We start from the raw sequence: 20994 nt of genomic DNA, 5'->3' as shown, positions 1-20994 counted from the left end.
GATCCCTACACGTTACTTTTTGATTACCCTGCTTGCGCTGGCTGGTTGCCAGACTGAGCCGCGTGTACCGTCCCAGGCTATGGACGTTCCCACTGGCGCGGCCAACACTGTGCCCGCCCCGTTCGCCACCGAAGGCGACCAGGCCGTCCCGCCCCTCACCGGGGCCGCCCCCTTGCCCCTGGCAGGCGAAGCTGCCGGCGAATCCAGCGGCCCCGGCAAGCCCGCCGGGCCGATCGCATCCGAAAAGACTGAAAAGGACGCCAGCGCTCCCCGCATCCTGCGCGGCAACAACCGCGTCATTGCGACGCCCACCCCGGTGCCTGCGCTCGAAGGCCCCTCGGTCTCGCTCAACTTCGAGGAAGCCCCGGTCGCCGAAGTAGTGCGCACCGTTCTGGGCGACCTGCTCAAGGTCAGCTACGTGCTGCACCCGCCGCTCGCCGGCACCGTCACACTGGCCACGCGCACCCCGGTGCCGCCCGACCAGGCCGTGTTTCTGCTTGAAAGCGCCTTGCAGGCCAATGGCCTGGCCCTGATGCGCGACGCCCGCGGCACCTACCACGTCGGCCGCCCCGACGCCCTGCGCAGCATCGGCGGGGCGGTGCGCCAGGCGGTCAGCGGCGTGCCGCTGGCACCCGGCTACGGCACCATCATCGTGCCGCTGCAATACATCGGCGCCGGGGAAATGGCCACCATCCTGCGGCCCATGCTGCCGGCCGACGCGCTGGTGCGGGTGGACAACATCCGCAACCTGCTGGTGCTGGCCGGCACCCGCACCCAGGCCGAGGGCTGGATGGAACTGGTCAACACCTTCGACGTGGACCTGCTCAAGGGCATGTCGGTCGGCGTGTTCCCGCTCAAATACGCCTCGATTCAGGAAGTGCAGGCGGCCTTGCAAATCGTCAGTGGCGGCGCGCCAGCAGGCGCTAACACGGGCAGTACCGGCAGCACCGGAAGCACCACCTCCAAGGCCGCTGGTTCGGCAGGCGCCGCGGCGGCTGCGGCCGTGGGGCTGGGCGAAGGCAACCCGCTGTTCGGCGCCCTGCGAATCGTGCCTATTGAGCGGCTCAATAGCATCCTCGTCGTCACCCCGCGTGCCGAATACCTCGACGAAGCCCGCCGCTGGATCGAGCGGCTCGACCAGCCCAACGACAACGGCAACGAACGCCAGCTCTTCATCTACCAGGTGCAGAACGTCAACGCCCAGCACCTGGCCACCGTGCTCGGCGGCATTTTCGGCGGGCAAGGCAAGGCCGCTGCCACGCCTGCGGCCAACAATGGCGTCGCGCCTGGCTTGGGTGTCGCCAGCGGCTCGTCCTTTGGCCAGGGGTTCGGTAACAACAACGCCTTCGGCTCGGTCAGCGCGTTCGGCAATACCAGCGCATTTGGCGGCAACAACACCTTTGGCAGCTCTGGCAGCTCGCTGGGCGGTTTTGGTGCCTCCAGCGGCCTGCGCGGCAGCAATCAGCAGATGGGCGGCAACAGCGCCGGGCAGGCTGGCAACACCCAGTCTGCTGCTGCCGTTGACCTGGGCGGCATCCGCGTCATTGCCGACCAGCTCAACAATTCGGTGCTGGTCTGGAGCACCAAGAGCGAATACGCCAAGATCGAATCCACCTTGAAGCGGCTCGATCTGCCTCTTACCCAAGTGCTCATCGAGGCCTCCATTGTCGAAGTCACCCTGAACGACGATCTTGAATACGGACTGGAATGGGCCTTCAAGGACAGCCGCACCACAACGGGCTACACCGGCGCCGGCACCCTGCTGGCCGCTGGCGCCAGCGGCACCGCCCTCACGCCGCTGACCAATGGCTTTTCGTATGCGCTCAAGAACCCGGCGGGCAACATCACGGCCTTGCTCAAGGCGCTGTCCACCAAAACCTCGGTCAAGGTCATCGCCAGCCCGTCGCTCATGGTGCTGGACAACCACGCAGCGTCCATCAACGTCGGCACGCAAACGCCCATTCAGGCGGGTGAAACCACCACGGGCACGGGCACGGGCATCGTCACCACCGTCAACACCCAGTACAAAGACGCCGGTGTGCAGCTCGTGGTCACCCCGTCGGTCAATTCGGGCAACGTCGTCACCATGCAGGTGGACCAATCCGTCACCGATGTGGGCGCCAAGGACGCCACCACCGGCCAGCCTTCGTTCATGCAGCGCCAGCTCTCCAGCAAGGTGGCTGTGCGCTCGGGCGAATCCATCGTCATGGGCGGCCTTATCCAGGACCGCAGCACCACCACCAAGTCGGGCATACCCTTCCTGCACACCCTTCCCGTGCTGGGCAACCTGTTTGGCTCCACCACAGACGGGGGCGCACGCACCGAGCTCATCGTCGTCATCACGCCGCGCGTGGTGCGCTCCGACCTGGACATCCGCCAGGTCAGCGACGACCTGCGCAACAAGATGCAAGGCCTCAAGGCGATTGAACTGCGCGAAAACCTGCGTGCGCACCCGGTAATTCCAGTGCCGCACGACGTGATCGATGCACCATCTGTTGTTTTTCCGGCAAACCAGCCGGCCTCTTCTGTTTCGAAATGAAAGGACCTTTAATGACAAATCCCGCTTCTGGCCGCCGCCGAACCAGCCTGGGGCTGTTGCTGGCGGCCTCGTTGGCCATGTCTGGCTGTGCCATGCTGGCGCCTAAGACGCCCGAGCAGCAGGTGCAGGCCAAAGCCGCCGAGTACTGGAAGGCGCGGGTGGCCAACGATTACAAAAAAGCCTATACCCTGTTGGTGCCGTCCTACCGTAAGATACGCACTGACGAGCAGTTCCGTCAGCAATTCGGTGAAGGCGCTAGCATCGCCAGCGCCGAAGTGACCAAAGTCACCTGCGAAGCCACGCGCTGCGAAGCGCAGGTCAAGCTGGGTGTCAAGACGGGGCTGCCTTCACTCGGCCTGGGCACTGTCACTTCCTATTTGACGGATGTCTGGTTGCTTGAAGACGGGGCGTGGTGGCGGTTCCAGGGAACGTAAGCACTGATGTGCTGTTTGCTGGCGGGCGGCACCGGTTTTATCGGTGTTGCGTTTCTTCAACAAACGGTGTTTTTGCAGGTTTCTGACCGTCGTTTCTCTTGGGGCCCTGTGCTACCATCCCCTAGCGTAATCAATCGTGGTAGTTGCGCTTACCAACTTTTTTAACTGGAGTTCTCGTATGAAGAAAAATGTTCTGGCCCTGAGCATTGCTGCCATGATTGGTGGCCTGGGCTTTGTGGGTTCGGCTTCCGCAGCCCTGACGGTTGCCGAAAGCGGCGCCGGTCACATGCTGTTGGTGCCCTACTACACCGCACAGAACGGCAACATGACCGTGCTGCACGTGGTCAACACCGACACCGCTCATGGCAAGGCCATGAAGGTGCGCTTCCGCGGTGCCTCCAACTCCGACGACGTGCTTGACTTCCAAGTCTTCATGTCGCCTGGCGACGTGTGGACGGCTGCAGTGACCCAAGGTTCCGACGGCGTTGCCCAACTGGTCACGGCTGACAACACCTGCACCTTGCCTTCCATCAGCAGCGGCGTGCCGGTCTCGTTCGTTCAAGACCGTCTGTCGCCTGCGCTGAACGCTGCCGACAAGGCCAACAACACCCGTGAAGGCTACGTTGAAATCTTCAACATGGCTGACATCGACAATGCTGCGATCTACGTTCCTCCGCTGAACACGTCGCAAGCTCCCTTGTACGTTGCTACAAAGCACGTCAATGGCGTGGCTCCTTGCACCAGCTCCGTTCTGAATGGCACGTTGACCACTGGCGCTGCAACGACGGGTCTGTTGGCTCCTACGACCGGTCTGACGGGTTCGTGGTACATCATCAACGTGCCTGAAACCACCACGTACGCTGGCGCCATGACGGCCATCAAGTCGGATGCAGCAACCAACAACGTGTTCTCGCCCCAGGCTACCGGCGCTACCGCTCTGCTGAGCGCTGACCCGCTGTTCGATGCAGGTGTGTTGGTCAAGCAAGCGTATGACGTGCCTGACTTGTCCACGCCTTACGATGCCACGTACGCCACCGCTTCGGCACAGGCAACGGCCCTGACAACGACGCTGGCTGCACAAAGCGTGATCAACCAGTACGCGAATGATGCCTCCATCACCGCCAAGACCGACTGGGTGTTCTCCATGCCCACCCGCCGTTACAACATTGCCGCCAACTACGCTGCGCCAATCAGCCAAGCCAGCGCCAGCACGACGGAAGCCGGTGTCATTACGTACAACGGTGGTGCTACGGCAGCTACGGCATACCGCTACATCAACTCGGATGTGGCCCTGTTCTTCAGCAACGTAGCCAACACGTCGGTCAACAGCATCGGTCAGATTTGCACCAGCGCCACGGGCCAAGTGTTCTATGACCGTGAAGAAACCAGCAAGACCTCGGGTGCCGTGTTCTCGCCTGGCACGATCAGCAAGACGCAACTGTGCGGTGAAGTTAGCGTGCTGAGCTTCGCTGACGCTGGCATGTCCGTTCTGGGTAGCTCGGTGGCACGTTCCAACGTGTCCGGCGTGTACACCAACGGTTGGGGCCAAGTGAACTTTGCGGCTCCTGGCGTTCCCGTCATTGGCGCTTCGTTCATCAAGCTGAGCAACCCCAACGCCAACGCTGGCACCTCGGGCACCTACGGTATCACGTGGCCCCACGCCAAGAAGTAATTCTTACGGCACTTTTCACGGCAACGTGATTCAAAAAAGGCGGGAGCGATCCCGCCTTTTTTTATTTCCGACTTTAGTGAAAACTCCTAGACCCATGCGTACCAATCGATTTTCCTTCTCGCTGCCAGCCGCCGTGCTGGCCTGTATGGCAGCCCTGCCGTTGCACGCTGCGTTTGCTGCCGAGCCGGTGCTGCTGCAAGGGCCGAATGAGGCGATAACCGCTGCCGATATCCATGCCGACTCGCAGCGTATGCCCGAACAGATGCGGGTGCAGGTGCTGACCCGCCCCCAATCGGTGCAGCAAATTGCCAACAACCTGTATGTGCGTCGCGTCATGGCCGACGAAGCCAGCAAGCTGCATCTGGAGAACTCCGACGCTGTACAAGCCGAGCTGCGTGTGGCGCGCGACAAGGTGCTGTCCGACGCGTATTTGCAGCGTATCGACAGCCAGCACACGCTGAGTGATGCTGTAGCGCTGGAGCAGGCGCACGCGATGTACACCGCGCACCCCGAGCGCTTCAAATCCACCGAGCAGGTGCATATTCGCCACATCCTGATCGGCGGCACGGACGAGGCCGCCAAGACCAAAGCAGAAGAAGTTTTGAAAGAGCTGCGTGCCGGGGGCGATTTTGCTGCGCTTGCACAGAAGTACTCCACCGACACCGGCAGCGCCGCCAAGGGAGGCGACCTCGGCTTCTTTGCCCATGGCCGCATGGTGCCTTCATTTGAGGAAGCGGCCTTTGCCTTGAAGAATGTCGGCGACCTGAGCGAGCCCGTGAAATCGCAGTTTGGCTACCATATCCTGCAACTGCAAGGCAAGCGTCCCGCCGGCGTGCAGCCGTTTGATGACATTCGCGACGCGCTGATTGCCGAGATTCGTGCCAAGGCAGCGCAGGATGCCCGCGTCGCCGAAGCCGAGAAAATTTCCGCCGCGGCCAAGCCGCAAACCGAGGCCATCGAGGCCTTTGCCAAGGGCTACGCACCCAAGAAATAGGCTGGGGCAGGGGGCGGCTGAGCAGGTGCTGTGCCCTGTTGTGCAGGGGCCCGCCAAGCCCCTGCCGGCCCAAGCTCCGCCAAAGGCCACCATGGGCCAGGGCGGGCACAATGCCGGCCTGACCGAATTCCCAAAGCCGGCCCACCGTGCCGCAGATTGCATGACTGCCTTGCTCCAAGAAGCGCGTTCCTTGTGGAGCGCGCGCTCGCTTGTCTGGGTGCTGACCCGGCGCGAAGTCGCCGCGCGCCACGCCGGCACCGCCGTGGGCGTGCTCTGGCCCTATTTGCAGCCGCTGCTCACCGTGGCGGCCTACTACCTCGTGTTCGACGTGGTGTTTTCCATGCGCCTGGGCGCTGGCGCGCCCACGCATGCGGTGGGCACCTTCCTGGTGGTCGGCGCCTTGCCCTGGATGGCCTTTTGCGACGCCATTTCGCGCGGCATGAACAGCTTGATCGATTCGGGCGGCCTGCTGCAAAAGAACCCGTTGCCGCCGGTGCTGTTCACTGCCCGCGCGGTGCTGGCGAGCAGCGTCATTTTCGGCCCGCTGATGCTGCTGGTCGCGCTGGCCTACGCGCCGCTGCACCGCTTTGCCCCGGCGGTGCTGGCGGTGTTCCCGCTGCTGGCCATTCAGTTGGTGCTGTGCCTGCTGCTGTCGTACCTGCTGGCCATTCTGGCGGCGGCGCTGCGCGACACCGTGCAGTTGGTGGGCTTCTTGCTGTCGGTCGGCATTTACCTCACGCCCATTCTGTTTCCACTGACCCTGTTCCCCGAGCGCTGGCGCTGGGTGCTGTGGTTCAACCCCATGACCGCCCTGGTGCTTGGCTACCAGCAGGTGTTTCTGCTGGGCGCCTGGCCCCCCGCCAGCGTGTGGGTGGTGTGCCTGGTGTGGCTGGCCGTGCTGGCACTGGCACTGAACGTCTTGGTCGCCCGCAGCCGCGACCAGTTGGTGGACTGGCTATGAGCGGCGCTGGACCAGAAGGCCGCGCCGTGGCTGCCGTGGTGGCCCCTGCCGCCGCGCCGGTGCTGCGCGTGCTGGACCTGGGCAAGGAATACAAGCTCTACCCCACGCCGCGCGCGCGCTTGAAGGCCCTGGTGACCGGCAGGGCCACGCACCGCAGCCACTGGGCGCTGCAGGGCGTGTCGTTCGAACTGGCGCGCGGGCAGTGCATTGGGGTGATTGGCGACAACGGCGCAGGCAAAAGCTCGCTGCTCAAATTGTTGGCCGGCACGCTGCAGCCCAGTGTGGGGCGCATCGAGCGCGTTGGGCGGGTGACGGCCATTCTGGAGCTGGGGGCCGGGTTCCACCCCGACTTTTCGGGGCGCGACAACCTGTACTTTGGCGGCAGCCTGATCGGTATCGGCCGCGAGGAAATGGCGGCGCTGGAGCCCGGTATCGTCGAGTTCTCCGAGCTGGGCGAGGCCATGGACCGGCCGGTGAAGACCTATTCCTCGGGCATGGCGGTGCGCCTGGCGTTTGCGCTGGTCACGGCGGTGCAGCCCGATGTGCTCATCATCGACGAAGCGCTGGCGGTGGGCGACCAGCATTTTCAGAAGAAATGCATCGAGCGCATCCTGGCGTTTCGCAACAGCGGCTGCACGATTCTCTTTTGCTCGCACAGCCCGTACCACATTCGGCACTTGTGCGACCAGGCCCTCTGGCTCGACAGCGGCCGCGTGAGGCAGTTTGGCGAGACCGAGGCCGTGCTGGGCGCCTACGACGTCCACACGCGCCTGCGCAACGCGCAGGACGGCAGCTTGCAGGCCGATACCGCCACAGCAGCGCAGGGCGCCGCCGCGCACGATGCGGCCAACGCGCAACTGGCGGCCGAGACCCGCGCCGGCGAGATCGCGTTGGGCGCGGTCGCAGCGGCCCGGCTGGCAGCGGGCGAGCCTGTCGAGAGCGCCAGCGCGCCGCCGCCCTCTGCTGCGCCGGCCACTGCCGTGCAGGACGCCGGCAGCGCGCGCATTCTGGACGTTCGGCTGGCCGACCTGCGAGAAAGCCTGTCAGACGGTGAGCCGGGCCTGCTCGACAGCCGCGACCTGGTGGTGACCATCAGCGCGCGCGGCTGGGGTGCCGAACGGCCCAACATCGGTTTCATGATCGAGCAATCGCAGGGCGTTGGCATCACCTCGCTGGCCACGCACGAGGAAGGTGCCGCGCCGCAGCGCCAGCCCGACGGAACCTGGCGCTCGGTGCTAACGTTCCCGAAACTGCCCCTGCACAGTGGTGACTACATGGTCAGCGCCTTCCTGTTCGACGAGAGCGGGCTGGTGGTGTACGACCAGTGGTTCCAGTTTCTGCACTTCCGCTTTGTTTCGCCCACCTTGATGCCCGGCCTGGTGCGCTTGCCGCATGAGTGGCATTGAGGGCGCAATACGTACCCCCGCGCGCCCGTCCCATGGGGGCCGTGCGCGCAGCGTTTTGATGGATTTTCTTTTATGCAAGACTTCGCCATGGACACATGGCAGGACACCACGGACCGTTCTGCCCTCCCACCCGCCACCGAACTGCTGCAAACCGGCGCCACGCTGCTGGAGCGGGGCCAACGCAGCGCCGCCATCGAGCTGCTCCAGCGTGCACGGGCCGAGCCCGGTACGCGCCTGGCAGCGCACAACCTGATCGAGCGGAACGACCTGCCCGGCGCCTTCGGCGACATGATGGCGATGCGCTGCGAAATTGCCCCGGCCGACGACATCTTTCATTTCTTCGAGGGGCACCCGACCAGCACGAACCCGCTGCGCGACTACCTGGCCGATGGCTGGCGCACGCTCTCTGAGCTGATGCTGCTGCTGGAGGCCGTGGGCCGGCCGCTGCTCAAGACGGGCAGCTTTCTGGAATTCGCCAGCGGCCACGGGCGTTTTACGCGGCATTTGGTCAAGGCGCTGGGCGCCAAGCGGGTGACGGTGTCGGATGTGGTGCCCGACGCGGTGGATTTTTCGCGGCGCACGTTTGGCGTAGCAGGCTTCCAATCCAGCAGCACGCCAGAAGACCTTGTCTGGCCGCAGCGCTACGACGTGGTGTTCGTGCTCTCGCTGTTCAGCCACCTGCCGCGCAGCACCTGGGGGCGCTGGCTCAAGTGTCTGTACGACGGTGTGGCGCCGGGCGGCGTGCTGGTGTTCACCACGCACGGTGCGCGTGCGACCGCGTTCGACAAGGTGACGCTGGACGACGAGGGGTTCTTCTTCGCGCCATCGAGCGAATCGAACGCGATCGACCCCAACGAATACGGCACCACGTTCACGTCCGAGGCGTTCGTGCGCGCACGCATCGCCGAAACGGTGGGCGCCGAGCGTCTGGTTCATGTGGCGCCGGTGCAGTTCTGGAACCACCAGGACGCCTACGTGCTGGTCAAGCCGAGCTGAAGCCCTGCCGCGGCCGGCGTCCTGCGCCATGACGGGATGATTTCCGTCATGGCCGGAGGCCAGGAAGCCACTAAGATCGGTGCGATGAATGCGCACCAGCCAGATATTGGTGGGCCCCTCCTGGGTGGGCTTCACCTGGCCGCCCCGGCCCCATGGGGGGCGGCGCGCGGCATGCCTGTGTCCGAGCCTGCTCCCAGGTCCGCGCATGGCCCGCACCGCCTGGAATAGCCGCTATGCGCGCACGCTTCAGGGCAGCGTACCGGCGTCTTGCCTGCGAATGCCGTGACGCCCTGGAGTTTGTGCTGTTGCCTGGTCTCGCCGCCGTACTGCCCTGGCAGTGGGCCTTCGCGGTGTTCCGCTGGCTGGCGCTCTGGCCCGGCCTGTACCGCGTGGACACCGAGCAAGCGCTCGCGCACGCCATGGCCCATGGCCTGTGCACGCCGCAAACCGCGCCTTTGTTTGCCTGGGAGCGCCGGCTGGTGCAGTTGGTGGACCACGCCGATCACTATCTCTATCGCAGCCGGGGCCGTCCGTGGCTGGAGCGCTACGTCGATGTCACCGGCCACTGGCAGGACGCCGACCGGGCCGGCATGCTCTGGACCTTCCATTGGGGCGCCGGAATGTGGGCGCTGCTGCACGCGCGCCAGGCTGGCATGCGGGCGCAGATGGTGCTCGCGGCGCCGGAGGGCCCCGGCTTTGCCGGACGCAGTGTGTTCGCCTGGTACGTGCGCGCCCGGCTGCGCTCGGTGCAGCACGCGCTGGGCCGCCCCACGGTCTTCGTGCCGGGAGGCATGGCAGGCGTGCGCGCTGCCATGGCGCGCAACGAGCAGCTCGTGGTGGTGATGGACGTGCCGGAAGACCGCGTCGGCCCGGTGCGGCTGGCGCGCCTGCGGCAGCTTCCGGTGAGCGTGCCAGCGGCGCTGCCGGACATGGCGGTGGCGCTGGGCCTGCCGGTGACGGTCTTCACCATGGGCCTGGACGTGGCGACGGGCCGCAGGCAGTTGCACATCATGCCGATGGGCGTGCACGCGGACGCGCAGGCACTCAGCGATGCGGTGTTTGCCGAGCTCGACCGCCTGCTCGCGGCACGGCCGGCCGCCTGGCACCTGTGGGCGCAGGCCCCCCGGTTTCTGCGGGTCAGGGCAGTGGACAATCGGGCCAGGCCGCCCGCGTAGCTTGCGCACTGTGCGCTGCAGGCGGCCACGTCTCTTGAAACTGTCCCGATGAACTCTCTGCTGCAAGTCCTCAAAAGCCGGTTTGGCACGCCCACGTGGGACGCCGACCGCATCACCGACGAGTGGTTTCGCGCCCATTTCCACTATGCGGCCGATGTGGTGCGCCAGTGGCTGGGTGAGCCGCTGGACCTGACGCAGGCCAAGGTGCTGAACTTCGGCTGTGGCGACGGTATTACCGACCTTGCATTGGTGCTGCGCCACGGCGCCACGTCGATTCATGGCGTGGATATTCGCCAGGAGTACGCCAAGCTGCCGCGCATTGCCAAAGAGCAGTTGGGCCTGCGCCGGGTGCCGGCTGCGCTGAGCTTCGAGACCATCGTGCCCAGCGCGCCGCTGGCTGGGCGCATGCAGGTCGATGGCATGTTCAGTTGGTCCACCTTCGAGCATGTGCAGCGCGACCAGTTGCTGCCTATCCTGTCCGACCTGCACGCCTGCTTGCGACCGGGCGGCAAGTTTTTCTTGCAGATCGAGCCGCTGTACTACTCGCCCTACGGCTCGCACCTGCGCCGCTACAACGAGCAGCCCTGGCACCATTTGCTGGAAACCGAAGACGCGCTGTGGCGTGGCATCGAGGCGCACCAAGGGCCCATCGCGGCGGAAGAGACCGATTTCGGTTTCGCCGATTTTGGTGTCGAAGGGTACAAAAAGTTCGTCTTCAACGAATACCTTGCGCTGAACCGGCTCACGGCCGACGAACTGGTGGAGATCACGCAGCAGGCCGGTTTCCAGTTGCTGCGCGAGGAGCGCCGGCAGGTGGACACCCCGATTCCCGAAGCCCTGCAGGGCCGTTACCCCGAAGCGCAACTGCGCACCAACGAAATCTTCCTGCTGCTCGGGGCCTGAGACCGGTGACCGGCGCAGGCAGCGGGCTCAGCGCAGGCAGTGGGGTCAGATCACGATTTCGCGCAGCGAAACTCGTGCTCTGACCCCACTGCCGGAATGTTGGGCACGAAAACCCCCTCTCAGGCCCGCAGCCAGTTCTTCACCCGGGTCTGCCAATGCTGCGGAATGCGCCGCGCCACACCACGCAGCACCGGCAGCGAGCGCAGCCACACCACGCCCATGAGCACCGCGGAGCGGGCGCCGGCAGCAGCGCCCTGGCTGCGCACGCGGTGCGCGTCGAGGAACGCGAGCGACAGGGCGGGGCTGCCAGCCGCCGCACCGCCGAGCGGGCCGGCGCCAGCCAGGCCCGCGAGGTACTGGGTGTCGTAATGCCAGTCGGCGCGCTGGGGCAGGCCGGTGGGTTCTGCTGGAGCTTGCGGCGGCGTACCGGGCAGGAAGTTTTGCGCGCGGATCTGGGTGAAAAAGGCAAGCCAGTCGCGGGCGCTCTGGTCCCACGGTGCGACCCAGCTCCATGGCCGCCCAGCGAGGCGCTCGCGGAAGGCGCCGAGATCCGGTGCGACCACCGGCAGGCCCTGTTGCAGGCTGGCGCTCAAGGTGTAGCTGTAGGTCTCGGGCCATTGGGCCGGAAACCACACCAGGTCGGGCTGCAGCCACTGCAGCAGGCCGGGCAGGTCGTCGTCTTCGTAAGCGCCGTGCACGCTCAGGTGCGCGCGCGGCTGGGTCTGCAGGTTGCGGTAGGCGTAGCCCAGCAGGTGGAACTCCACCGGCGCGCCCTGGCGGGCGGCTTCCAGGGCCACGGCTTCAAGCACGTCGGCGCCCTTGATGGCGCTGAGCGCGCCAAGGACGACGACCTTGAGCGGAGCTTGGGGCGCGAGGGGCGCGGGCGCGGGAGTGGGCAGCAACTGCGCAGTCTGCACGTCGGTGTGCGGTACCGCCAGCACCCGTGCACCAGGGGCGAAGGCGGCGATGCGCCGGGCGGCGTCGCGGCTTGGTGCCAGTACCCAGCGGGCGCCGGTGAGCAGATGCTGGTTGCGGTGGCGCCAGTCTGCCACGCTGCCGCCACCGGCTGGTGCCGGGTCGCCCGGCTGGCAGCAGGCGCAGGTGCCGGGGGCCGGGTCGCCGGCAAAGCGGTTGTCGTTGCCGGTCAGCGAGATGTGGGTGCAGTAGGCGTAGAAGTCGTGCGCGGTGAAGTCGTATGCCACGCCCAGTTGCAAAGGCAACTGAGCGACCTGCGGGTCATGGCCGAGCAGGTGGTGGAAGTGCACATGCCGCACGCCGAGCTGGCGCAGCGCCTGCAGCAGCTCGGGCCACTGGTCGTCCACCCGAAAGCGCAAGGCAAAGGCTTCGTCCTTGCCGGCCATTTGCAGCAGCACGCTGCGTTCGGGCGCCGGGGTGAGGGTGAGCATTTGCAGTTGGCCGTGCAGGTGCGCGGCCAGTTCGCGCACGTGGCGCACGGTGCCGCCGGCGCGGTCGTGCAGCACGGCGAGCACCACAGGCAGGCCTGTAGACGCGATGCGGGCCACATCGAGCGCCAGCCGATAGGGCGCGGCCGGGTCGCGCGCCAGGAACTGGTGTACGGCCGCCTCGTAGCGTGGGTGCAGGCGGCGCAGGGTTTCCATGGCGGCGCGTTCGCGCGGGCTTTTGCTCTCGCCAAAGCTGACGCCGCCGGTGTGCAGCACGAAGGTGTCGAGCGCGTGCAGGTTGCGCCAGCCGGCTTCGAAGGCACGCTGGCAAAAGTCGTTCTCTTCGCCGTAGCCTTTGCCGAAATTCTCGGTATCGAACAGGCCGACCTGCGCCAGGCAGTCGCGCCGGATGTACATGCAAAAGCCAATGCCGGTGGGCACATCGACCACGGCGCCGGCGTTGGTTTGGGCACACAGGGCGTCCAGGGCTTGCGTCGTCATGCCCGCAGGCAGCGGGTTCTCCTTGCAAAAGCGCGGGTAGCTGCAGATGGTGGCGTTGTTCGAGAACGGCGTGACGCTGGCCACTTTGGCGTCGCTGTAGGCGGCGCGGCGCAGGCGGTCGAGCCAGTCGTTGGCGACTTCGGTGTCGCTGTTGAGCAGCAGCACGTCGTTGTCGTTTGACAGCGCCATGCCGCGGTTCACGGTGCCGACGAAGCCGAGGTTGTTTTCGTTCTCCAGCAGCAGCATGCGCGGCTCATTGGCCGCGCGTTCGCGCAGCCAGGCGGTGACTTCGGGCTCCGGGCTGGCATCGTTGATGACGATGAGCCGCCACGCTGCGGTGCAAGGGCTTGCCAGGGCAGAGTCGATGCACAGCTGGGTGTCGGCCAGGCCCCGGTAGACCGGCACGATGACATCGACCGGGTGCGGGCTGGCAGCCATCGGCACAGGCTCAGGCGCGGGGGCAGGGGTCTGGTTGCGGCCCAGCAGGCGGTCGATGCGCATTTTGGTGTGAACGAGGGGGCGCGTGGCGCGAAAGACGGTGGATTGCTCGATGGTGCGCAGGTGGTCGGCCAGTTGGTCGTAATCGCGCTGCAGGCGCTGGGCCTGTGTTTGCCAACGCGCGTGCTCCCGCTGCGCCGCCGTGCCGACTTCTTCCAGGACCGCATTGCGGCTTTGCGCCTGGCTGAGCGTGCCGCGCAGAGTGTCAATTTGCTGGCTGGTCTGGGCATGCTCGGCGCGCTCCTGGGCCAGCATCTCATGCAGCGGCTGGACGGCGCCCGCCAGGGCGAGGTAGTCGGCCGACATGGGCCAGCCCAGTCGCAGCGTCAGAGCCGCGCCGCTGGCGGTCGCCTGGGCGAGCAGATCGGGCGCAATGGGGAGCGTGAACCAGGGGTCGTCGCCCGAGAGCAGCAGCAGATTGGGCCCGCTTTGCGCCGCCAGCGGCGTGTGCCAGACGATGCTGCTGTGCGGCGCGCCCGCCAGCAGCGAAGGCGCTGCGGGGTCGGCCTGCCAGTGCCAGAGCGTGTCGCCAGCGGCACTTCGCAAGTCGATGCCATGCAAATGCAGAAAGCCGGGGCGGTCGGCCGGGTCCAGGCGCAGGCAGTCGATGGCGGTGCCGGCCGGAATGGCAAAGGCAACGGTCTGGTCCAGTGCGCCAATGCGACCGGTCGCGGTGAGCTTGCGCGCCTCGTCAAACTGGCCGTTTTGGCCGAGGTACAGCTCTGCGGTGAAGCGGGCGTCGGCGAGCGCGGCGCGGTCTTGCGTGTCCTCTGCCTCCTCCGCGGCCGCTTCGGCATCGGCCGCCGCCATGGCGCCAACGGCCAGCGGCCGTGCCACGGCGATGAACTGGTAGGTCAGCGCATCGGGCGAGGCGAGCAGGGCGCTGGCGACGGGTGGGGGCAGGCTGTCAAAGGGGACGCTGAACTCTGAATCGGGCAGGGCGCGCGTGATGGTGTCCAGTGATTCGAGTGCCCAGTGTTCGCCACGCAAAAACCGCCGCAGCGAGCGGCGCGTGAAAAAGCGCAGGTGGGTGCGGTCGAGCAGACCTTCTTCGCGGTAGCGGAACTCGCCTTGCAGCAGCTCGGCCACCAGGCCGCTGTAGCCGGCGTTGGGCACCGAGATCAGCACGTGGCCGCCCGGTGTGAGCAGATCGCGGCAGGCGGCCAGTACGCGCTCGGGGCGGCTGAGGTGTTCCAGCACATCGGCGCAGACGATGGCGTCGTAGCGCTCGCCGGCAAAGGTGGCGGTGAGGTCGCAGCGCTCCAGGTCGTCGACGACCACCCGGCCGTAGTGGGGGCGTGCGTGCTGCGCCTCGGCCTCGCTCCAGGTCAGGCCGTCGCACTGGGCCTTGCGTGTTTGCGCCAAATACCCGCCCAGTGCGCCACTGCCGCAGCCGAGATCGAGCACGCGGGCCCCTTCGGGAACAAGGCTGGCCAGCACCGAAAGCGAGGTGCGTTCGCCTTCTTGAATGGTGCGCAGATAGACGTGCAGGTCGTCGATGGATTGCGTCATCCGCTGGATTATCGCTGGCCGCAGTTGGGCAAATGGCCCGCAGCGACCGGTGACAATACCGGCTTCATGCCGCCCTCGATTGCCCACACGCCCTTTCCAGCCACAGATGCGCAGGCGGTGGTGGTCTCTATCGTCAGCCATGGCCATGGTGCCTGTGTGCAGGGGCTGCTGCAGCAACTGGCGCACTACAGTGCCGAGCGCGTGCGCCGTGTGGTGCTGACGCTCAATATTCCCGAAGCCGAGCCTGTGGCGCCGCCCCAGGGCTGGCCCTTTGCGTTGGAGCTGCTGCGCAATAGCAGGCCGCGCGGCTTTGGTGCCAACCACAACCTGGCCCTGAAAGGCGCCACCGAGCCGTGGTTGTGCGTGCTCAACCCCGATGTGCAGTTGTTGGGGAGCGATCCGTTTGCCGCCCTGGTGCGTGCCGGCGCGGGTGCTGGTGTCGGCTGTGCCTACCCCGTGCAGGTGGATGCACAGGGGCAGCTTCAGGACAGCGAGCGGGCGCTGCCGACGCCGGGCGCGCTGCTGCGCCGCCGCCTGCTGGGGCGGACGGAGCGCCGGCGCGATTGGGTCAATGCGGCCTGCCTGCTGCTGCCGCGGGCGGCCTGGGAGCAACTGGGCGGCTTCGATGAGCGCTATTTCATGTACTGCGAGGACGTGGACCTGTGCCTGCGGCTGCGGCTGCTCGGCCTGGCGCTGGTGCGGGCCGATGCAAAGGTGCTGCACACGGGCGCGCGCGCAAGCCGCCGCCAGTGGCGGCATCTGCGCTGGCATGTGCGCAGCCTGCTGCGCCTGTGGCGCTCGCCGGTGTACCGGCAGGCGCGCCAGTTGTTGCAAACGGACACAGGGCCTACAGGTAGCATCGGCTCCCCATGATCTTGTTGTCTGTGCTGGCTTTTCTGTTATCGGCTGTTGGCGGAGCGCTGGTGCTGCGATGGCTCTCGGGCCACGCCCGGCGCTACGGGCAAAGCATGCCCCAGCGGTTTCACGCTGGGGAAGTGTCGCGCCTGGGCGGCGTGGCAGTGCTCGCGGGGGTTTTGGGGAGTTGGGCGTTTGGCGCGGTGCAAGCGGCGCATGGGGACCCGGGCGCGTTGCGCCTGGGGCCTTGGGTGGCGGGCTGGGGCGTGGCACTGTTGCCGGCTGCGCTTGGGGGCATTGCCGAAGACGTCACCCAGCGCCTGTCGGTTCGCTACCGCCTGGCGCTGACGGCGCTGTCGGGCATTCTGGCGGTGGCGCTGCTGGGTATCTCGGTGCACCGCCTGGGCATCGGCTACGTGGATAGGGCGCTGCTCGCCGCCCCCTGGCTGGGCATGGCCATCGCCGTGCTGGCCATCGCCGGCCTGCCGCACGCCTTCAACCTGATCGATGGCTACAACGGCCTGGCCGGCATGGTCGCGCTGATCGTCTGCCTGGCGCTGGCCCATGTCGCCATGCAGGTGGGCGACCGGGCCATGGCCGCGCTGCTGGTGTCCACGGCGGCGGCGACGGCCGGCTTTCTGGTCTGGAACTACCCGCGCGGCCTGCTTTTTGCGGGCGATGGCGGGGCCTATATCTGGGGCGTGGTGATTGCGCTGGCCAGCCTGTCGCTGGTGCAGCGCAACAGCGATGTCTCGCCCTGGTTTCCGATGCTGCTGCTGATCTACCCGGTGTGGGAGACGGTGTTTTCCATCTACCGCAAGGCGGCGCGCGGCACTTCACCGGGCGTGGCGGATGCGCTGCATTTCCACCAACTGATCTACCGGCGTATCGTGCGCAGCGTGTTCCACGACGACGAATCGCGCCGCCTCTTGATGCGCAACAACCGCACTTCGCCGTGGCTGTGGGGCTTCACCATGCTGACGGTGGCGCCGGCCGTGATGTTCTGGAACAACACGCCGGTGCTGATGGTGTGCTGCGGCCTGTTTGTCGTCAGCTACGTCGCGGCCTATCTGGCCATCGTGCGTTTCAAGGTGCCTGGCTGGCTGCGGCGCTGAGGGAGCCGAGCAGCCCCTTGGGCCACCGCTGCGCTCGGCCACGGTGTCAGCAGCGCGCGCGGCGCAGGCAGGGGGGTCGGAAAACAGGGCACAGCGTTCGCGGCCGACTGCAGCCTGGCCCCGCCTTTTGCGACAGCGCGCCCGAAGCAAGTAAATTTTTAGGTGTTTTAGGCCTCTAGCGCATATCTGGTATGCGCTGCAAGCTATTGTTTTAATAGTCTTCAGCGCGCCAGCGCCACCCAGGCCTGCGTGAGCCGGCGGGTGAGTTCCTGCGGCTGGCGCACCAAGGCGTAGCCGTTGCTGCCAAACAGCAGGGGCAGGTAGGCGTGCGCTTCGTGGTCGATGGTGACGCAGAAGGGGGTGAGGCCGGCTTCGCGCGCTTCCTGGATGGCATGGCGCGTGTCTTCCAGGCCGTAGCGGCCTTCGTAGATGTCGAGGTCGTTGGGTTTGCCGTCGGTCAGCACCAGCAGCAGGCGCTGGCGCTCGGGCCGGGCAGCGAGGCGCCGGGTGGCGTCGCGCACGGCGGCGCCCATGCGGGTGTAGAAGCCGGGTTTCAAGGCACCGACGCGGGCGCGCACCGCCTCGCCCCAGCGCTCGCCAAAGCCCTTGATGTGCTGGATGCGCACATGCTGGCGGCGCACCGAGCTGAAGCCCAGCATCTCGAAGGCGTCGCCAGTGCCGGACAGCGCCTCGCCAAACACGTACAGCGCGTCGCGGATCACGTCGATCACGCGGGCGTCCGAGGTGGCGTAGGCGTCGGTGGAGAGCGACAGGTCGGCCAGCAGCAGCGTGGCGAGGCTGCGCTCGCCGTGCTCGCGCCGGCTGTAGATGGGGGGCGCATCGCTGTGCTGCACGCCGCCGCGCGCTTCGGTCTGGAAGCGCACCCAGGCGTCGAGGTCGAGTTCGTCGCCGCTTTGCTGGGCCTTGATGCAGCGCGGCGCGGCGCGCAGCACTTCGAGGCGCCGGCGCACCCGGTGGGCGGTGGCGCGCAAGGCCGGTGCCGGCACGAAAGGCGCTGGCGGCAGGGTGACCAGGCACTGCACGGCGCAGTGGTCGGGCAGCAGCGCGCGGCGGCGCCAGTCCCATTCGGGGGTCTTGCGGCCGGGGCCGAGGGGCTGGTCGTCCTCGCTGGCGCTGGGCAGGTCGAGGTCGAACTTGACGCGCGACGCCGTGGTCTGCTTGCCGCGCGCCAGGGTCAGCGTGTCCATGTCGTCGGCGGCGGCGTTGGCGTTGGGATCGGGCTCGTCGTCGTTGCCGCGCGCCAGGCGCACGAATTCGCTCCAGGTGGTGACGGATTCCATCTTCGGTCCGACGAGCATGGGCGGGCGTTCGCTTTCGCTGTCCGCGCGCTTGGCGCGGCGGCGGCGCTCGCTGGCTTCGTCGGGGGCGCTGGGGTCGTGCTCGGCGTCGGGGTCTGGGCCGGCGCCTGCAGCGCTTGCCGGCGCGGGCGCCGCACTGTCCTGCGCTGGCACATCGGCGGCCAGCCAGAGCCATACGGGCGCCACGTGGCCGGGCTGCACGAACAGCGGGCCGTGGTCTTGCCCGCGCAGCGCCGCCTGCACAGCGGCCTCGAAGGGCATGCTGGCCGCGCGCAGGCTGGCCAGCGGCGGGCGCTGCGCCAGGTGCGCCTGCACCAGCGCGGCGTGTCGGCTGCGCAGCCCGGCAAAGCGCTGCAGGGCGCGGCTGGTGGCGGCGCGGTTGTCGGCAATCCAGTCGCCGGTGGGTTCAAACACGGCGGCCAGCGCCGCCAGCCACAGGTACAGGTCGTGGTTGAGGGCGCGCTGGTCAAACACGCCGATTTCGGGCGGCAAGGCCAGCACCTCGGGGTCCAGGCGGCTTTGCGCGCAGCGCTGGTTGCTGCCGGCCACGCGCTCAAGAAAGCGGCGCGGGCCGTGGTGGCGCGACGCAGCGGCGGGCGCCACGCGCACCGCAGCGTCGCCCCCGCCGGCGCGGTAGAGCAGCGCGATGCTGCGCTGCACGTCGCTGAGCAGCACACGCTCGGGGTTGGGCGGCGTCGCCGCCATGCGGGTGATGGCGCGGTGCCACCATTGGCCAATCCATTCTTCCATCAGTGAACTCCCTCGCGCTTGTGGCGCATGGTTTCCCGCACCGCCTCGTCACCGATCTTCCATTGCAGCGTTGGGGTGCGGCCCTGGTGGGTTTGCGTGGCGTCGCAGGCGCTGAGGCATTGGCCGCACTGCACGCAGGCAAACATCATGCGTTTGATGTTGCGCGGGTTCAGGCGCATGGGGCAGGCGTGGTCGCAAGCGCTGCCGCTGGGCATTGCGGGCCGCCCAATGGGACCGGTGCGGGCCAGCGCTGGTGTGGCGGGTGCGAGCGGCACGCGGCTTGCCGGCATCACCTCACAGGTTTTGCATTCGCGGGCGCGCGTGCGGGTGAACGACACCACCATGGCCTTGGGGTTGGCCATCCAGGCCAGGCTCTGGAACAGGCCGACGGCGCAGCCGTAGCGGCAGAACAGATGCCGCGCCAGCGTGAATTCGAGTGTGAAGACGAGCGTGCCCACGGCCAGAAAGTGGAACTGGTTGGCAGAGAGCGTGCCGTGCACCAGGTTGCCCCAGACCAGGGCGGGCGGCAGCAGGTAAGTCAGCAGGGTGATCGCCCAGAAGAAGCCAAACACCAGGCAAGCGGCCAGGAACACGGGCCACCAGCGCTTGTCGGCGCGGCGGCCGGGGCGCGGCGTGGGGGATTTGTCCCATACGCTCAGCTTGCCGGTGGCGCGGTGGAGCAGGTCGTTGAGGGTTTCGACCAGCGAAAAATGCGGGCACAGCCAGCCGCAGTACACGCGCCCGTAGTGGTAGGCCACCGACAGGAAGCCCACGATGAGGGCCAGCACGGGCAGGATGCCGCGCCAGATGATGGACCAGGCGGTCTGCGCCGCCGTGGCCTGGCCGTGCAAAAAGGCGTCTATGCCCAGCGACCAGCGAAACCCGAGCACCCACAGTTGGGTTTCGGTTAGATCAAAGCGCAGCAAATTGAGCGCTGGCGCCAGCAGGAAGACAGCAAAGAACGACAGCTGCAGCCACCGGCGCCGGCGCTGCAACTGCTGCGTGCGTGCCAGGGGCTGCGCTGCACTATTGCCCGTGCCAGCCCCATGGTGGGTAGCGCTGGCGCAGCTCGAACAATCGCCCATGAATGGCCCGTCAATCGCCGTCGCCCACCACGGCGCGCACCACTTCGTCGAGGGCGCGCAGCGTGTCGTGGTCGTCGCTCAGGGCATCGACCACGGCGGCGCGGCAGGCCTCGCGCAGGGGCAGGCCCGAGGCGACCAGGCGCGCCGCCATCACCAGCAAGCGGGTGCTGGCGGTTTCTTCCAGGTCGTGGTCGGTCAGGCGCCGCAATGCCTGCGCGAGCTGCACCAGGCGCGCGGCAATCTCGGGCGTGGCGCGGCCTTCGCGCTCCAGGATGGCGCGCTCGACCGCCGGTTCGGGGTAGTCCAGCGTGAGCGCTGTGAAGCGCTGGCGGGTGCTGGGTTTGAGCCCCTTGAGCAGGTTCTGGTAGCCGGGGTTGTACGAGATGACGAGCATGAACTCGCGCGGCGCGGCAATCAGCTCGCCGGTGCGCTCGATCGGCAGCACGCGCCGGTCGTCGGCCAGCGGGTGCAGCACCACGGTGGTGTCCTTGCGCGCTTCGACCACTTCGTCGAGGTACAGGATGGCGCCTTCCCGCACCGCGCGGGTTAGCGGCCCGTCGGCCCAGACGGTGTTGCCGTGGCCGATCAGGTGGCGGCCGACCAGGTCGGCGGCGCTCAGGTCGTCGTGGCACGAGACGGTAATCAAAGGGCGCGCCAGGCGCGCCGCCATGTGCTCGACGAAGCGCGTCTTGCCGCAGCCCGTCGGGCCCTTGATGAGCAGTGGCAGTTGCTGGGTGAAGCAGTGCTCGAAGAGCGCGCATTCGCCTGCCTGGGCGGCGTAGTAGGGGACGCAGGGGCCAGAGGGGATGGCTACCGTGCCCGGCGCCCCCGCAGGGGCGCCCGCCGATGGGCCTGTGTGCTCGGCGTAGGCCATGC

The 20994-nt window shown here is 67.2% G+C and carries 15 protein-coding genes; 11 read left to right on the top strand and 4 right to left on the bottom strand.

What is annotated here, in order from left to right; genetic code table 11:
* Positions 1–79 precede the first annotated feature (79 nt).
* The 9 genes from gspD to D3F03_RS10435 all read left to right on the top strand — a co-directional run bounded on the left by gspD (position 80) and on the right by D3F03_RS10435 (position 11080).
* Positions 80–2539: a type II secretion system secretin GspD gene (gspD, locus tag D3F03_RS10475; protein WP_245960570.1), complete on the top strand. Its 2460-nt coding sequence runs from the start codon at positions 80–82 to the stop codon at positions 2537–2539.
* Between the two features lie 11 nt (positions 2540–2550).
* Positions 2551–2973 carry a hypothetical protein gene (locus D3F03_RS10470; protein WP_119109289.1) on the top strand — a complete coding sequence of 141 codons (423 nt, stop codon included), beginning with the start codon at positions 2551–2553 and terminating at the stop codon, positions 2971–2973.
* A gap of 178 nt (positions 2974–3151) precedes the next feature.
* On the top strand, positions 3152–4645 hold the full coding sequence (locus D3F03_RS10465; RefSeq protein WP_119109288.1) for a cell surface protein: 1494 nt from the start codon (positions 3152–3154) through the stop codon (positions 4643–4645).
* Positions 4646–4739: 94 nt separating this feature from the next.
* Positions 4740–5639 carry a peptidylprolyl isomerase gene (locus D3F03_RS10460; RefSeq protein WP_199665440.1) on the top strand — a complete coding sequence of 300 codons (900 nt, stop codon included), beginning with the start codon at positions 4740–4742 and terminating at the stop codon, positions 5637–5639.
* 160 nt (positions 5640–5799) lie between these two features.
* The gene (locus tag D3F03_RS10455; RefSeq protein WP_119109505.1) at positions 5800–6600 is read left to right on the top strand and encodes an ABC transporter permease; all 801 of its coding nucleotides are present in this window, start codon (positions 5800–5802) and stop codon (positions 6598–6600) included.
* Positions 6597–8006, top strand: coding sequence for an ABC transporter ATP-binding protein (locus D3F03_RS10450; RefSeq protein ID WP_119109287.1), 1410 nt, complete (start codon positions 6597–6599; stop codon positions 8004–8006). The genes D3F03_RS10455 and D3F03_RS10450 overlap by 4 nt, the downstream gene beginning before the upstream one ends.
* A gap of 87 nt (positions 8007–8093) precedes the next feature.
* Complete coding sequence (locus D3F03_RS10445) at positions 8094–9002, top strand: SAM-dependent methyltransferase (protein ID WP_119109504.1); 909 nt, start codon at positions 8094–8096, stop codon at positions 9000–9002.
* 233 nt (positions 9003–9235) lie between these two features.
* Positions 9236–10177, top strand: a complete 942-nt coding sequence (locus D3F03_RS10440) for a hypothetical protein (protein ID WP_119109286.1) — start codon at positions 9236–9238, stop codon at positions 10175–10177.
* A gap of 48 nt (positions 10178–10225) precedes the next feature.
* Complete coding sequence (locus tag D3F03_RS10435) at positions 10226–11080, top strand: class I SAM-dependent methyltransferase (protein ID WP_119109285.1); 855 nt, start codon at positions 10226–10228, stop codon at positions 11078–11080.
* A gap of 119 nt (positions 11081–11199) precedes the next feature.
* Here the strand turns inward: D3F03_RS10435 and D3F03_RS10430 are convergent, their stop codons facing one another.
* Positions 11200–14994, bottom strand: coding sequence for a methyltransferase domain-containing protein (locus tag D3F03_RS10430; RefSeq protein ID WP_119109284.1), 3795 nt, complete (start codon positions 14992–14994; stop codon positions 11200–11202).
* A 66-nt stretch (positions 14995–15060) separates the two neighbouring features.
* Here D3F03_RS10430 and D3F03_RS10425 point away from each other — a divergent pair, with 66 nt between their 5' ends.
* Both D3F03_RS10425 and D3F03_RS10420 read left to right on the top strand, forming a co-directional pair.
* Positions 15061–15867 carry a glycosyltransferase family 2 protein gene (locus D3F03_RS10425; RefSeq protein ID WP_245960569.1) on the top strand — a complete coding sequence of 269 codons (807 nt, stop codon included), beginning with the start codon at positions 15061–15063 and terminating at the stop codon, positions 15865–15867.
* On the top strand, positions 15864–16964 hold the full coding sequence (locus D3F03_RS10420; RefSeq protein WP_119109283.1) for an MraY family glycosyltransferase: 1101 nt from the start codon (positions 15864–15866) through the stop codon (positions 16962–16964). The genes D3F03_RS10425 and D3F03_RS10420 overlap by 4 nt, the downstream gene beginning before the upstream one ends.
* Positions 16965–17185: 221 nt before the next feature.
* On the opposite strand, the gene D3F03_RS10415 is transcribed toward D3F03_RS10420, so the two are convergent.
* From D3F03_RS10415 to D3F03_RS10405, 3 genes are read right to left on the bottom strand one after another with little or no spacing between them, the layout of a single operon-like run.
* Positions 17186–19033, bottom strand: coding sequence for a nitric oxide reductase activation protein NorD (locus D3F03_RS10415; protein WP_119109282.1), 1848 nt, complete (start codon positions 19031–19033; stop codon positions 17186–17188).
* Positions 19033–20118: a 4Fe-4S binding protein gene (locus tag D3F03_RS10410; protein WP_119109281.1), complete on the bottom strand. Its 1086-nt coding sequence runs from the start codon at positions 20116–20118 to the stop codon at positions 19033–19035. Before D3F03_RS10410 ends, D3F03_RS10415 begins: the two co-directional genes overlap by 1 nt.
* 10 nt (positions 20119–20128) lie before the next feature.
* Positions 20129–20992 (bottom strand): CbbQ/NirQ/NorQ/GpvN family protein, encoded by an 864-nt coding sequence (locus D3F03_RS10405; protein WP_119109280.1) that lies wholly within the window; start codon positions 20990–20992, stop codon positions 20129–20131.
* Positions 20993–20994: the final 2 nt, after the last annotated feature.

Source organism: Simplicispira hankyongi, assembly GCF_003570885.1.
Classification (GTDB): Bacteria; Pseudomonadota; Gammaproteobacteria; order Burkholderiales; family Burkholderiaceae_C; genus Simplicispira; species Simplicispira hankyongi.
The sequence above is the reverse complement of the archived record's forward strand: the minus strand, read 5'-3'. Positions and strand labels throughout refer to the sequence as shown.

Bases quoted from the DNA above. Each gene is read 5' to 3' on its own strand.
- D3F03_RS10435 (WP_119109285.1), top strand. From the start codon at position 10,226: ATGAACTCTCTGCTGCAAGTCCTCAAAAGCCGGTTTGGCACGCCCACG.
- D3F03_RS10445 (WP_119109504.1), top strand. From the start codon at position 8,094: ATGGACACATGGCAGGACACCACGGACCGTTCTGCCCTCCCACCCGCC.
- D3F03_RS10450 (WP_119109287.1), top strand. From the start codon at position 6,597: ATGAGCGGCGCTGGACCAGAAGGCCGCGCCGTGGCTGCCGTGGTGGCC.
- D3F03_RS10455 (WP_119109505.1), top strand. From the start codon at position 5,800: ATGACTGCCTTGCTCCAAGAAGCGCGTTCCTTGTGGAGCGCGCGCTCG.
- D3F03_RS10410 (WP_119109281.1), bottom strand. From the start codon at position 20,118: ATGGGCGATTGTTCGAGCTGCGCCAGCGCTACCCACCATGGGGCTGGC.
- D3F03_RS10415 (WP_119109282.1), bottom strand. From the start codon at position 19,033: ATGGAAGAATGGATTGGCCAATGGTGGCACCGCGCCATCACCCGCATG.
- D3F03_RS10470 (WP_119109289.1), top strand. From the start codon at position 2,551: ATGACAAATCCCGCTTCTGGCCGCCGCCGAACCAGCCTGGGGCTGTTG.
- D3F03_RS10425 (WP_245960569.1), top strand. From the start codon at position 15,061: ATGCCGCCCTCGATTGCCCACACGCCCTTTCCAGCCACAGATGCGCAG.
- D3F03_RS10460 (WP_199665440.1), top strand. From the start codon at position 4,740: ATGCGTACCAATCGATTTTCCTTCTCGCTGCCAGCCGCCGTGCTGGCC.
- D3F03_RS10430 (WP_119109284.1), bottom strand. From the start codon at position 14,994: ATGACGCAATCCATCGACGACCTGCACGTCTATCTGCGCACCATTCAA.
- D3F03_RS10405 (WP_119109280.1), bottom strand. From the start codon at position 20,992: ATGGCCTACGCCGAGCACACAGGCCCATCGGCGGGCGCCCCTGCGGGG.
- D3F03_RS10440 (WP_119109286.1), top strand. From the start codon at position 9,236: ATGCGCGCACGCTTCAGGGCAGCGTACCGGCGTCTTGCCTGCGAATGC.
- D3F03_RS10420 (WP_119109283.1), top strand. From the start codon at position 15,864: ATGATCTTGTTGTCTGTGCTGGCTTTTCTGTTATCGGCTGTTGGCGGA.
- gspD (WP_245960570.1), top strand. From the start codon at position 80: ATGGACGTTCCCACTGGCGCGGCCAACACTGTGCCCGCCCCGTTCGCC.
- D3F03_RS10465 (WP_119109288.1), top strand. From the start codon at position 3,152: ATGAAGAAAAATGTTCTGGCCCTGAGCATTGCTGCCATGATTGGTGGC.